Genomic DNA, 13,397 nt, shown 5'->3' on the forward strand with positions numbered 1-13,397 from the left:
ATGAGCAGTCGCGAGACATATTCCTTCACCTCCGAATCCGTTTCGGAGGGGCACCCGGACAAGGTGTGCGACCGCATCTCGGACGCCATCCTGGACGCGCTGATCGCCGAGGAGCCGGAAGCGCGCGTCGCCTGCGAGACCTTCGCGACGACGAACCGCGTCGTGATCGGCGGCGAGGTCGGGCTGGCCGACCAGGCGAAGCTGGCGGACTACATGGGCCGGATAGAGCAGATCACGAAGGCCTGCATTCGGGACATCGGGTATGAACAGGACAAGTTCCACCACGAGACGGTGGAGGTGACCAACCTTCTGCACGAACAGTCCGCCCATATCGCAAAGGGCGTCGATGCCGATGCCGGCAAGGACGAGGGGGCGGGCGATCAGGGCATCATGTTCGGCTATGCCTGCAGCGAGACGCCTGAACTGATGCCGGCGCCGATCCTTTATTCCCACGCGATCCTTCGGCGACTGGCCGAGGTCCGCAAGGACGGCACCGAGCCGACGCTGCTGCCGGACGCCAAGTCGCAGCTGACCGTGCGCTACGAAGAAGGGCGCCCCGTGGCTGTGGATTCTATCGTGCTGTCCACCCAGCATCGGCACGAAAGTCAGACGCAGGCCGATATCCGTGCGATCGTGGAGCCCTATATCCGCGAGGTGCTGCCCGATGGCTGGATCCATGACGGGACGGAATGGTGGGTCAATCCGACCGGGATCTTCGTGATCGGCGGCCCGGACGGGGATGCCGGGCTGACCGGACGCAAGATCATCGTCGATACCTATGGCGGCGCCGCCCCCCATGGCGGCGGCGCGTTTTCCGGCAAGGATCCGACCAAGGTCGACCGGTCGGCCGCCTATGCCGCCCGGTATCTTGCCAAGAACATCGTCGCGGCGGGCCTGGCCACGCGCGCGACGCTGCAGCTTTCCTACGCGATCGGCGTGGCGCAGCCGCTGTCGATCTATGTGGACGCGCACGGCACCGGCAAGGTCCCCGAGACCGCGATCGAGGCGGCCATCCGGCAGGTCATGGATCTGACCCCGCGTGGAATCCGCACGCATCTTGCGCTGAACCAGCCGATCTACGAACGGACCGCGGCCTATGGTCATTTCGGCCGCGCGCCCGAAAGCGATGGTGGTTTTTCGTGGGAACGGACGGACCTGACCGAGGCGCTGACCAAGCACGTCTGACAACCGTCAGACTGCGATCCACCGATGCAGCAGATCGGGGCCGAGGCGTCGCGTCTCGGCCAGCTGCAGGCGCGGCGCTTCCGCCAGCGTCGACAGACCCATCGCGCCGATGGCGGGAATGCCCTCGGCTCCGATCGCGGCGCCGGCGACATAGCAGTCCAGCCGGTCGACCAGCCCCGCCGACAGAAGCCCTGCGGCCATCGTGCCGCCGCCTTCGCAGTAAACCCGCGTCAATCCGCGCGCGCCCAGTTCGGCCAGCGCCGCAACCAGGTCCAGCTGCCGACCCCCGTCGCCGGGAACAGCGATCAGGTTTACACCGTGGGCCTGCAGGCGGTCTCGCGCGGCCGCCGGGGCATCCTGGCCATGAAGGGCCCAGACCGGCGGCCCGCCCCGCGTCAGGGCAGAGGGCACCGGCAGACCCAGGCGTCGTGAAAGTACGATCCGTACCGGTTGGGGGCTATCTGCGCGTTTCTGGCCGAACCCGCGAACGGTCAATCGGGGGTCGTCGGCGCGGGCCGTTCCGGCACCCACCATGACAGCGTCATGCTGCGCCCGCTGCCCATGAACGTGCTGGCGCGCGGCGGGACCCGTGATCCACCTGCTTTCCCCGCTGGCCGTCGCGATGCGCCCGTCGAGCGTCGTGGCGAGCTTGAGCGTGACCATCGGGCGGCCCATGGTCACGCGCGTCAGAAATCCGTTTTGAAGCGTTCGGGCCGCGGCTTCTCTCATCCCCTCGACGATTTCGATGCCCGCGGCGTGAAGACGCGCGAGTCCGCGGCCATTCACCCTCGGGTCCGGGTCGCGCTGTGCGATGACGACGCGGGCGATCCCTGCATCGATCAGCGCATCGGTGCAGGGCGGCGTATGGCCATGATGCGCGCAGGGTTCGAGCGTGACATACGCGGTCGCCCCGTGTGCGGTGGACCCGGCCTGTGCCAAGGCCATGGTTTCGGCGTGCGGTCGGCCGCCATCGGCGGTCCATCCCCGGCCCAGGACGATGCCGCCACTCTCGATCACGCAGCCCACGGCGGGGTTGGGCCAGACGCGACCGAGCCCCCGCGCCGCCAAGGTCAGCGCGTGGTCCATGAAGCGTCGATCCGGCAGGGTCATGTATCGTCGGGCGGGCGCAATTCGTGGACGAAATCCTCGAAATCGTCGGCGGCCTGGAAGTTCTTGTAGACGCTCGCGAACCGCACATAGGCGACGGTGTCGATGCGGGCCAGGCTCTCCATCACGATCTCGCCGATGGTGGTCGACTTGATATCGGTGTCGCCCATCGATTCCAGCCGCCGGACGATGCCCGAGATCATCTGATCGATGCGTTCCGGCTCGACCGGGCGTTTCTGCATCGAGATGCGGATCGACCGTTCGAGCTTGTCGCGGTCGAACTCCTCGCGCTTGCCCGAGGTCTTGATGACCACCAGATCGCGAAGCTGGACACGCTCATAGGTCGTGAACCGCCCGCCGCAAGAGGGGCAGAACCGTCGCCTTCGGATCGCGACGTGATCTTCGGCGGGGCGGGAATCCTTGACCTGCGTGTCGACGTTTCCGCAGAAGGGGCAGCGCATGAGGCGGTCTCCGGGGTTCGGACCCGCCAGATATGGCCGACGGCTCCAGTCCTTGGTGCCGCATCACTCTGCCGCCCCAGCCGTGGTGTGGCAAGGCCCTAGCGGTCAGCGGCGAAATGCGCGGCGACGCTGCGGGTGTGCGGCCGGTCGCGATGTTCGACGAGGTAGAGGCCCTGCCACGTGCCCAGTCGCATCCGCCCGTCCAAGACCGGGATCTGCAAGCTGACGGGCAGCAGCATCGCCTTGATATGGCCGGGCATGTCGTCGGGCCCCTCGTAGGTATGGGTAAGATAGGCCATCGAAGGGTCCGTCGTGGGCGGCACGGTGCGGCGCAGCCATTCGGTCAGATCGACCTGCACCTCCGGGTCGGCGTTTTCCTGAATCAGCAGACTGGCGGAGGTGTGTCGGATCATCAGCGTCAGCAGGCCTGATGCCGCAGGCAACCAGGCCGCGACATCGGCGGTGAATTCCATCAGACCGGGGCCATGGGTGCGGATCTCGAACATGGTGTGCATCAGGCGAACAAGTTGAGGAGTCGCCTGTCAAGCGGGTCCATCGCGACGCACGTGGCGAAGATAGAATCTACGGCGTTTTCCATCTCGGCAGGACTAGCGCGATCCCTGTCTGCCGGACAGATGCCGCGTTGGCTGGCGTCCAGCGTTCTTGACGCTACGGCAACGTCCTGTGCAGTCTAAGAGAACCGGTTTTATAGGAGAGACCCCATGTCCATCGCCCGCGTAACCGAGATTTCCGCCACCTCGACGCAGAGCTTCGACGACGCCGTGGCCAAGGGCGTCGCCCGCGCGAACGAGACGCTGCGCAACGTTCAGAGTGCCTGGGTGAAGGAGCAATATGTCCGCGTCACCGACGGCAAGGTCGACCACTATCAGGTCAACATGATGGTGACGTTCATCCTGGAGGACTGAGGCCGGATGTCACGGCGCCGCGGGAAACCCGCGCCGCCGGTTCGTCGTTGGCCCTTCCCAAGGAAACGATAACCGGGAAGGAGCAATCCTCATGACCATTCGCAAGGACGACGATCGGCCGCTGCGCGACCGCGCCGCCACGCCACAGGGCGAAAGCCTTGGAACCGTGCCTGTCGCGCCGTCGCCCGCACGTGGGACGACGCATGATCCGAATTCGGTCACGACCGGCACCCCGGAGGAGCCGACGCGCGATGTCTATCCGCCCAAGGGCGAAGACGAAACGCACGAGAAATCGCGGAAATAGGACGGCACCCCGACGCGATCCGGGTCCCTGTCGTTGCTATTGATCGAGGAAAGACCGAAGTTTGCGCGACCGGCTGGGGTGCTTGAGCTTACGCAGGGCCTTCGCCTCGATCTGACGAATGCGCTCGCGCGTCACGCTGAATTGCTGCCCGACCTCTTCCAGCGTGTGATCGGTGTTCATCCCGATGCCGAAGCGCATACGCAACACACGCTCCTCGCGCGGGGTGAGCGATGCCAGCACGCGCGTCGTCGTTTCCTTCAGGTTCTCCTGAATGGCTGAATCCAGTGGCAGAACGGCGTTCTTGTCCTCGATGAAGTCGCCGAGCTGGCTGTCCTCCTCGTCGCCGATGGGCGTCTCGAGGGAGATCGGCTCCTTGGCGATCTTCATCACCTTGCGGACCTTCTCGAGCGGCATCTGCAGCTTGGCGGCCAGTTCCTCCGGCGTCGGTTCGCGGCCGATCTCGTGGAGCATCTGGCGGCCGGTACGGACCAGCTTGTTGATCGTCTCGATCATGTGCACCGGGATGCGGATCGTGCGCGCCTGATCGGCGATGGACCGGGTGATCGCCTGGCGGATCCACCAGGTCGCATATGTTGAGAACTTGTAGCCGCGGCGATACTCGAACTTGTCCACGGCCTTCATCAGGCCGATATTGCCTTCCTGAATGAGGTCCAGGAACTGCAGGCCGCGATTGGTGTATTTCTTGGCGATCGAGATCACGAGGCGCAGGTTGGCCTCGACCATCTCCTTCTTGGCCTGCCGGGCTTCCTTCTCGCCCTTCTGCACCTGGTTCACGATGCGGCGGAATTCGTTGATGTCGACGCCGACATACTGACCGACCTGGGCCATGTCGGCGCGCAATTCATCCACCTTGTCGCGAGAGCGTTCGAACAGGGCCTGCCAGCCGCGACCGGTCTTCTCGGCCATGCGGTCGACCCAGCCGGGATCGAGCTCGTGCCCGCGGTATTCCTCGATGAACTCGCGGCGGTTGATGCGCGCCTGATCGGCCAGCTTCACCATGCCCGAGTCGATCGACATGATGCGCCGATTGATCCCGTAGAGCTGGTCGATCAGCGCCTCGATCCGATTGTTGTGCAGGTGCAGGCCATTCACCAGCTCGACGATCTCGGAGCGGAGTTGCTGATACTGCGCTTCCTCGCCCTCGGTGAAGCTGTCGTCCTCGTTCAGGGTCGCACTGATCCGAAGGTCCTGCATCTCGGCCAGATGCGCGTAGTCGTCGGCGATGCGGTCCAACGTCTCCAGCACGCGGGGCTTGAGCGCGGCTTCCATCGCGGCCAGCGACATGTTGGCGCCCTCGTCCTCCTCCTCGTCGTCATCGGTGGAGATCGGGTTGCCGTCGGCGTCCAGTTCGGGCTTGGCCGCGCTGGCCTCCGCCTTGTTGTCGTTGGCGGGGGCTACGGGCGCGCCCACGACGGCAGTGTCCTCGTCCTCACCCAGCTGGTCGCCGAACGTCGTCTCCAGGTCGATGACATCCCGCAAAAGGATATCTTCGGACAGAAGTTCGTCACGCCAGATCGTGATGGCTTGGAACGTCAGCGGGCTTTCGCAAAGCCCCAGGATCATAGTGTTCCGGCCCGCCTCGATCCGCTTGGCGATGGCGATCTCGCCCTCGCGGGAGAGAAGTTCGACCGACCCCATCTCGCGCAGGTACATGCGGACGGGGTCGTCGGTGCGGTCCAGCTTCTCGGTGGATCCCTCGGTCGTGGCGACGTCGCCACCCTTCTTGGACGCGTCGACGATCGCGGTCGAACCCGACGGCTTTTCTTCGTCCTCGTCCTCGGCTTCCTCCGCCTCGACGATGTTGATGCCCATCTCGGACAGCATCGACATGACGTCCTCGATCTGCTCGGACGAGACCTGCTCCGGCGGCAGGACCTGGTTCAGCTGATCGTAGGTGATGTAGCCCCGCGTCCGCGCCTCGCCGATCATGCGTTTGACGGCCGCCTGGCTCATGTCCAGCGAATGATCGCCGTCCGCATCCTGCTGCTTGTCGTCGTCCGTGTCCTTGGCCATCGCCGCGCTCCGTTCAGGGAGTGATTCTTCGGGGTCGCTCGGTCGAATCACTAGCGCGAATCGCCAGGGGCCGCACCCCGAATCACTTTCTCTTCGTCTTTTCCCAGACCTTCGTGTCCAGAAGGCCTTGCAGGTATTCCGACAGCCCGGCCTCGTCGGCATCGGTTGCCTCATCCGCACGCGACGCGCGCTGTGCCGCATCGCGTCGGCGGGCCGCCTGCACCAGACGCCAGGTCATCGCCTCATCCGCGCCTTCGGCGAAGTCCTCCATCGCCTCGCGGGCTTCTCGGTTCGCACCGTGTCGGGCGGCCAGTTTCGTCCACGCGTCCAGAATGCAGACCCGCGCGCCATGCAGGTCCGACCGGACGACGGGCGAGATGCGGACATGGCGCTGCGCAAGCACGAGTTCAAGTGCCTCCGCACCGATCCTCTCCGCAACCGTTTCCCGGGTCTCGGCGCTCGAGGATCCCGGATCGACGTCAAGCAGCGCCGTCGCGAGCCGCCCGAGTTCGGGGCGGGACCAGTCCGCCAGCTCGATCCGGTCCCGCATCTCGGCGATCAGTGCGGGATGCGTCACCAAGCCGGCCAGCACGACCTGTTCAAGCACCGCATCCCCGTCGAACTGGCCCGAAGCCAGACCGGAAGCGCGCGCCGTCGCACTCGCGCCCGCCGGCGCCTGCCACCGGCGTCCCGGAACGAAGGGTCGGTCGGACGTGCGGGGCCCGTCGGGCCGCCGGGGCGGCACGCCGAACAAGTCGCCGCGCAGGCGTGCGATCTCGTCGCCATAGTGCCGCCGAAGGCTGGGGTCCGCGATCCGTCGCAGCACCGCGCGCAGGTCGCGGTCCAGCATCGCGCGACGTTCGGGGCTGTCGAAGCTTCGATCGCCGGTCTCGCGCTGCCATAGCAGCGAAATCATCGGCCGGGCGGCATCCAGCACCTCCTGCATGGCGGAGGCGCCCTTGTCGCGGATCAGATCGTCCGGGTCGCAGCCTTCCGGCAGGATGGCGAAGCGGAGCGATTGGCCCGCCTGCATCAAGGGTAGCGCCAGGTCCGCCACGCGCAGGCCGGCGCGCTGGCCCGCCGCGTCGCCGTCCAACGCGATCAGGGGCTCGGGGGAGACGCGCCAGAGCATCTGCAACTGCCGCTCCGTCACCGCCGTGCCGAGCGGGGCGACGCACGCCTCGAACCCCGCCTGGTTCAGGGCGATCACGTCCATGTATCCTTCGGCCACGATCAACGGCTGCCCCTTGCCGGCCGCGGTCCGCGCGGGGCCGAGATTGTAAAGGTTCGCGCCCTTGTCGAACAAAGCCGTCTCGGGGGAATTGAGGTATTTTGCCTTGGCGTTCGGGTTCATCGCCCGGCCGCCGAAGCCGATGCACCGTCCACGGGCATCGCGGATCGGAAAAATGATGCGGTGGATGAACCGGTCGCGCGCGGGGCGGCCATCCTCCGCGGCAACGGCCAGGCCCGCACCTTCCAGCAGGTCGAACGGGATGCCCTTGGCGGCCATGTCGCGCAGAAAGGCGTCCGACGCATCCGGGGCGAACCCGATCTCGAACCGCTCCTGCGTCTGCCGGGAAAGGCCGCGGCCGTCGAGGTATTCGCGGGCATGCGATCCGGCGCCGGTCTGAAGCTGCAGACGGAACCATCGTACCGCCTCCTCCGTCACCTCGGCCAGGCGGGTGCGGAGATCGGCCGTCTGGGCGGCGCGCGGGTCTCGTTCGGGCATCCCCATCCCGGCCTCGGCGGCCAGGATTTCGACGGCTTCCATGAAACCGACATTCTCGGTTTCCTGGACGAAACCGAACAGGTTGCCCTTCGCCTGGCAGCCGAAGCAGTAGTAGAACCCCTTCCGGTCATCGACGTGGAAGCTGGCCGTCTTTTCCTGATGAAAGGGGCAGGGGGCCCACCAATCGCCCTTGGACTGATTGGTTTTCTTCATGTCCCAGGTCACCTTGCGGCCGACCACCTGCGACAGGCTCAGCCTGTTGCGAAGATCGTCGAGGAAACTGTCGGGCAGGCGCATATCCCGAATATCGGGGCCGTCGATGCCAGAGTCGAGAGGCGCCATCATGATGCCATATCCAGAGCATCCGCATGTCGTGTATGTCCACGACCCTCGCGCCATGAAAAATGATTCGATTTCCTACTTCTTCGCATCCGAGCACGGCGCCGTGACGGTCAATTGGGTCGTCCTGTCCGCCTCGGTCCTCGGCCTCGGCCTGCTCGTCACCGGCGTGGTGATCGGCGGGTCCGCCGGTACAACCGGACAGTTCGTCGGCGCCATGACGTCCGATGAGACCCGGTTTCGGAACGCCAATTTCGGCCGCAGTCCCGCCGAAGTGGTTGCCGATATCGACCTCCAGGGATCGTCCGATCGCTGGGCCGAACGCCGGCTCGACCGCGCAATGAACGACATGAGCGAGAACCAGCTGCGCAACCAGCAGCGGACATGGCGCAATCGCGCGGCCGATCCGGACTATTCGAACCCGGGGCGCGCGGCGGATCAGATCGCGGTCCTGAACGTCGCGATGGAAGCGCGGGGCGTCGATCCCCACCCGTGACGGCGCTGCCGGTTCCGCGCGACCCCGGTAAATCAAAGGGACGGCCCGATCGACGGGCCGTCCCTTTCTCGTTCGTATTGCCCTGCCGAGGGCGCGGGCGCGGTGTCATGCCGAGTCGGGATCGGGGCCCTTTTCCTGGCATCCGATCGGCTGGGCGTTCGGATCGGGATCGGCGGTGAAGGGAATGCAACCGTGATAGCGCGGGCTGATCGGGATCATCACATCAATGATGCGATCATCCAGTCCGACCGAAAAGAACGGCGCATCGTATGTATAGCTCTCGACCAACACGACACGCTCGTTATGGGACAAAGTCGGGATCTGGTTCAGGAAACCCTGCGCCCGGGCCGTAGTCATCCCCGGCTGCCCGTCGGACGCATAGGACCAGATCACCTCGATCCCGTCGTCGTTCCGCCGCACTTCGGTGAAGCGCATGTAGCTCTGATCTTCCGAGGAGGTGAGCGTCTCGAACACACGCTGCAACCCCTCGAGGTCGACGGGCGTGATCGTGTCCGACTTCGTCTGACGGGTCACGAGGTCGGCGACGGCGTAGTTCGCCTTGTAGATCTGCGCCTCGCGCCGGTAGCCGTCGAAGAACTGGTAGCCCGACACATACATTGCGCAGAGCAGAGGAAGCATGATGGCGGCTTCGATGGACAGCGCGGCGTCGTCGCTCGCGATAAAATCGCGGGATCGGGCGGCGATGCGGTTCAGGAAGGGTTTCATCGGGTTTCCTCAGTTCGCTTCGACGACGAAGGCGGTCATCGTCACCATGCGGATCGTGCCGTCGTCGTCATTGACGAGGTTGGAGGCGAGCGTGCGGTTGATCGTGTTGATCGCCATCGGAAGCGCGGGGCGAACGGAGTAGCACGCGCGCAGCAGGATCAGCTTGCCGGTGCGGTCCGTTGCGAAAGCGGCACGCGGCGAGATCGAGGTGAGCTGGTTGACACAGGGCGCGTCCGAGTCGGGCAAGCTGTAGGCCGGGCGCTGGACCTCGGACAGTTCGACCAGAAGGTTCTCGTTGCAGTCGGGCAGAATCCGCGCGCGGTTGCAGATGCTGTTGCGGATCTGGTTCTGCGTCACGTTGCCCGGCGTATCCAGCCGCACCTCGCGGACGGCGATGTCGACGGCGCGCTCCAGCATGACCTGGCGGATCAGCAGCAGCGACGAGTCGAAGCTGGAGATGAACACCATGATGAATGCGGGCATCAGCAGCACAAATTCGACCGTTGCGGCGCCGCGTTCGCGCAAACGCGCGGACAGGCCGGCGGCGCGGTCGAGCCGGCCGATCGTCCGGTCGGCGAGGCCGGTCCAGGCCCGCGCCAGACGGCGCGGACCCGGATCGAGGTTGCGGAAGCGGATCACTGGATGAGCCTCAGGCGGCTGACCGATGCCAGGATGTCGTCGAAGGCCGATTCGATATTCAGCGACGTGATATCGAAATACCTGGCGGCATGATCGGGACCTGCGCAATCGCGCATCGCGGCCTGGCCGGCAGGCGGGGCTTGGAACGCGATCGTGTAGATCACGATCTTATCGTTCGCCCGCGCCTCGGCGCAGATGTTCGACAGGTTGCGGTCGGCGCTGGTGCGGTTGTGGGTCTGTTCCCAACCCTTCGAGTAGTCGAGCCAGCTGGGCCACCAGCCCGATCCGTCCACGATATAGTAGCGGATGTAGCGCATCGACAGCGAGGAGTAGACATCGGCCCAGTCCAGGCGCACGGCGTTGTTGCCGCCATAGGGATGGTCGCGCCACTTGTTGATGTGGTCGATCCAGTACTTGCCCACGCGCGGCGACCAGACGGAGTAACGGATGCGATAGGCCCCGTTGCCCGTGTCATCGAACTGCGCGCGGCATTCCGAATAGGCGTAGCCTTCGGACTCGTCGGAGCAGTACTTGCTGCTCTTCCAGAAGCGGTTGCTGGTTACGCCGGTCTGGCGTGGCAAGGTGCCGGTGGCCCATCCGTTGCTGTTCGCACCGCGCGGCTCGCGGAAGACATAGATCGCCGACGGACCGCTCTTGCGATAGACGCCGTCGCCATCCTTCAGGTCCCATTGCTGGGTGTTCTCGCCGTCGGTCATCACGACCAGCACCTTGTGCGTGCCTTCGGTGCCGTAGTCGACCGGCCGTCCCACGAAGCTCGCGTCGACGCGCTGTGCCGCGGGGATGTCGGGCGAGTTGGCGAAGACCGACAGCTCGTCCTGCGAGGACGGATCGAGGAGCAGGGTGCCCCATTTCACGCCGAGGTCCACCGCAGTCCAGTTGCCGGCGCCGAGCCCGTCGATATGGGTGTGCAGGACATCGACGTCGTTCGACCAGGGCAGGATGGCGCCATACTCGTTGCGCAGGCAATTCGGATTGCGGGTCAGACCCGTACGGTTGCCGGAGTTGCGGCTGGTGCGGAAATCGAAATCGCCCATGCGCTGCAACTGCTCGCCAGGATCGAGATGCAGGCGGTTGAAACTTGCGTCGTCGAAGACCACGCAGTTGGACAGGTGATGTTCGTCCGTCAGGTCGAAGACGTTGCCCAGGACCGAACCCACGTTCACCCGGTCGTTATACGGCACCAACGAAATCGTGGTGAGTTCCTCGCGGCCCTCCAGCAGTTCGGCGACGAAATCCTTCGCGGCCGTGCGGAGCCTTTCGATCTTCGCGCCACCCATGGAGCCCGAGATGTCGACCACCAGCGAGAGTTCCAGCCTGGTGCGGACCTCGCGCGCCTCGGTCGAGATCGGCTGCACCAGTTCGTCGACCCCCAGGGCGTCCAGGAACAGACTGGCGGTCTTGCTGTCGCTTTCGACCTTCACCCGCCGGTCGGAGCCGGTATTGGTCGCCGTCACCGTGACGCTGTCCTCGTCCAGACCGGCGGCGCGCAAGTAGTCGCGGACAACGGCCTCGCTCTCGCGCTCCTGGTCCAGACCGGCCGCCGCGAGGACGGCACGGTCGACAGCATATTGCAGTTCGGTGCGCTCGGCCTCGGATCGCATGATGTCCAGGGCGATCCCGCCCGCGAGCATCATGATGAAGAAGATGAACAGCCCGAAGATGGTGAGGCTGCCGTCTTCGGCGGTGCGGAAGCCGCGGATCATCCCTGGACGGGCGATGCGGCAGGTCAGGTCTTGTTGGCGTTTCACGGCAGATACCACGCGCTTCAATTACAGAATCAGTCAAAGCGACGGAGTGGTCGCGACGAATTCTATGCACGGCGAACGGGGTGCCTGACGGGCGCGAATAAGGTGAAAAGAAGGCACTGTTAACGGATCGATTACGCTGGATGACCGACGTGGGTGTCGTTTCGCGTATCACGCGCTAGGATCGTCGCGAGGCGGTCCGGGCCGCTCCGACTGCAGGAGGAGACAGCGATGAGTGTTCACAAGGGCGGCTTCAGCGCCTCGGTCAATGCGATGTACGACAGGGCGGTGGCATTGATGGATCTGAGCCCGGGCCTGACCGAGAAGATCCGCGTCTGCAACGCGACCTACACCGTCCGCTTCGGCGTGCGGCTGCGCGGTGCGATCCACACCTTCACCGGCTACCGGTCCGTCCACTCCGAACACATGGAGCCGGTCAAGGGCGGCATCCGCTATTCCCTGGCGGTCAATCAGGACGAGGTCGAGGCGCTGGCCGCGCTGATGACCTACAAATGCGCGCTGGTCGAAACCCCCTTCGGCGGGTCAAAGGGTGGGCTCTGCATCGATCCGACCCAGTGGGAGCCGCACGAGTTGGAGCAGATCACCCGTCGCTTCGCCTATGAGCTGATCAAGCGCGACATGATCAACCCGGCCCAGAACGTGCCCGCCCCCGACATGGGCACCGGCGAGCGTGAGATGGCTTGGATTTCGGATCAATACCAGCGGATGAACACCACCGACATCAACGGGCGCGCCTGCGTGACCGGCAAGCCGCTGAACGCCGGCGGCATCGCCGGCCGGATCGAGGCGACGGGGCGCGGCGTGCAGTACGCCCTGCGCGAGTTCTTCCGCCACCCCGAGGACATGAAGATCGCCGGCCTCTCCGGCAGTCTGGAGGGCAAGCGTATCGTCGTGCAGGGCCTGGGCAACGTGGGTTTTCATGCAGCCAGCTTCCTGTCGCGCGAGGACGGGGCCAAGATCGTCGCCGTCATCGAACGCGACGGCGCGGTCCATTCGGATGACGGCATCGACGTCGACGAGCTGCACATGCACATTCGCGAAAACGGAGGCGTGAAGGGGTTCCCCGGCGCCAGTTTCGAGGCCGAGGGCGCCAAGTTGCTGGAAGCGGATTGCGACATCCTGATTCCCGCCGCGCTGGAAGGCGTCATTCACGAGGGCAATGCCGCCCGCGTGACGGCGCCACTGATCATCGAGGCGGCGAACGGCCCGGTGACGGCCGAGGCGGATGCCATCCTGCGCAAGCGCGGCTGCGTGATCATTCCCGACATGTACGCGAATGCCGGCGGCGTCACGGTCAGCTATTTCGAATGGGTCAAGAACCTGAGCCATATCCGCTTCGGACGGATGGAGCGCCGCGCCGAGGAGGCCCGCCACCAAGTCCTCGTCAACGAGCTGGAGCGCCTGTCGAAGAACAAGGAGGTCGCCTGGACGCTGTCCGACAATTTCAAGCGTGACTACCTGCGCGGAGCGGGTGAGCTGGAACTCGTCCGGTCCGGCCTCGACGACACGATGCGAAGCGCATACGGCGCCATGCGCGAGGTTTGGCACGCCCGTGACGAGGTCGCAGACCTGCGCACCGCAGGGTTCCTTGTCTCCATCAGCCGGATCGCGGCGAGCTATCAGGCCAAGGGGCTCTAGCTCGATCGGGACGGGGGCTCCGGGCC

General features: G+C 65.4%; 13 protein-coding genes. 5 read left to right on the plus strand and 8 right to left on the minus strand.

Going from position 1 to position 13,397, the window contains the following annotated elements:
* Positions 1–1,185 (plus strand): methionine adenosyltransferase, encoded by a 1,185-nt coding sequence (gene metK / locus MWU52_RS17335; protein ID WP_246954377.1) that lies wholly within the window; start codon positions 1–3, stop codon positions 1,183–1,185.
* Between the two features lie 6 nt (positions 1,186–1,191).
* Here the strand turns inward: metK and ribD are convergent, their stop codons facing one another.
* From ribD to MWU52_RS17350, 3 genes are all read right to left on the minus strand, one after another.
* Complete coding sequence (gene ribD / locus MWU52_RS17340; RefSeq protein WP_246954379.1) at positions 1,192–2,295, minus strand: bifunctional diaminohydroxyphosphoribosylaminopyrimidine deaminase/5-amino-6-(5-phosphoribosylamino)uracil reductase RibD; 1,104 nt, start codon at positions 2,293–2,295, stop codon at positions 1,192–1,194.
* Positions 2,292–2,753: a transcriptional regulator NrdR gene (nrdR, locus tag MWU52_RS17345; protein WP_246954382.1), complete on the minus strand. Its 462-nt coding sequence runs from the start codon at positions 2,751–2,753 to the stop codon at positions 2,292–2,294. Before nrdR ends, ribD begins: the two co-directional genes overlap by 4 nt.
* Positions 2,754–2,851: 98 nt before the next feature.
* A complete protein-coding gene (locus tag MWU52_RS17350) occupies positions 2,852–3,268 on the minus strand; it encodes a secondary thiamine-phosphate synthase enzyme YjbQ (protein WP_246954384.1) in 417 nt (138 codons plus the stop codon).
* Between the two features lie 207 nt (positions 3,269–3,475).
* On the opposite strand from MWU52_RS17350, the gene MWU52_RS17355 reads away from it, so the two are divergent.
* Entirely contained in the window at positions 3,476–3,679 is a 204-nt protein-coding gene (locus MWU52_RS17355) for a dodecin family protein (protein WP_246954386.1), read from the plus strand.
* Between the two features lie 91 nt (positions 3,680–3,770).
* The gene (locus tag MWU52_RS17360) at positions 3,771–3,983 is read left to right on the plus strand and encodes a hypothetical protein (RefSeq protein WP_246954388.1); all 213 of its coding nucleotides are present in this window, start codon (positions 3,771–3,773) and stop codon (positions 3,981–3,983) included.
* Between the two features lie 36 nt (positions 3,984–4,019).
* Here MWU52_RS17360 and rpoD read toward each other — a convergent pair whose 3' ends face one another.
* Complete coding sequence (gene rpoD / locus MWU52_RS17365) at positions 4,020–6,017, minus strand: RNA polymerase sigma factor RpoD (protein ID WP_246954390.1); 1,998 nt, start codon at positions 6,015–6,017, stop codon at positions 4,020–4,022.
* Between the two features lie 82 nt (positions 6,018–6,099).
* The gene (gene dnaG, locus MWU52_RS17370) at positions 6,100–8,043 is read right to left on the minus strand and encodes a DNA primase (protein ID WP_246954659.1); all 1,944 of its coding nucleotides are present in this window, start codon (positions 8,041–8,043) and stop codon (positions 6,100–6,102) included.
* Between the two features lie 100 nt (positions 8,044–8,143).
* Between dnaG and MWU52_RS17375 the strand changes: the two genes are divergently transcribed.
* Positions 8,144–8,581: a hypothetical protein gene (locus tag MWU52_RS17375; protein WP_246954393.1), complete on the plus strand. Its 438-nt coding sequence runs from the start codon at positions 8,144–8,146 to the stop codon at positions 8,579–8,581.
* Between the two features lie 105 nt (positions 8,582–8,686).
* Here MWU52_RS17375 and MWU52_RS17380 read toward each other — a convergent pair whose 3' ends face one another.
* Genes MWU52_RS17380 through MWU52_RS17390 form a run of 3 tightly spaced genes read right to left on the minus strand, consistent with a single transcriptional unit; the run spans position 8,687 to position 11,715 of the window.
* Positions 8,687–9,307, minus strand: a complete 621-nt coding sequence (locus tag MWU52_RS17380) for a hypothetical protein (RefSeq protein ID WP_246954395.1) — start codon at positions 9,305–9,307, stop codon at positions 8,687–8,689.
* 9 nt (positions 9,308–9,316) lie between these two features.
* Entirely contained in the window at positions 9,317–9,946 is a 630-nt protein-coding gene (locus MWU52_RS17385) for a TadE family protein (RefSeq protein WP_246954397.1), read from the minus strand.
* On the minus strand, positions 9,943–11,715 hold the full coding sequence (locus tag MWU52_RS17390; protein ID WP_246954399.1) for a pilus assembly protein TadG-related protein: 1,773 nt from the start codon (positions 11,713–11,715) through the stop codon (positions 9,943–9,945). Before MWU52_RS17390 ends, MWU52_RS17385 begins: the two co-directional genes overlap by 4 nt.
* Before the next feature lie 228 nt (positions 11,716–11,943).
* Here MWU52_RS17390 and MWU52_RS17395 point away from each other — a divergent pair, with 228 nt between their 5' ends.
* Complete coding sequence (locus tag MWU52_RS17395; RefSeq protein ID WP_246954401.1) at positions 11,944–13,371, plus strand: Glu/Leu/Phe/Val dehydrogenase; 1,428 nt, start codon at positions 11,944–11,946, stop codon at positions 13,369–13,371.
* Positions 13,372–13,397: the final 26 nt, after the last annotated feature.

Origin of the sequence: Jannaschia sp. S6380 (assembly GCF_023015695.1) — a bacterium.
GTDB lineage: Bacteria > Pseudomonadota > Alphaproteobacteria > Rhodobacterales > Rhodobacteraceae > Jannaschia.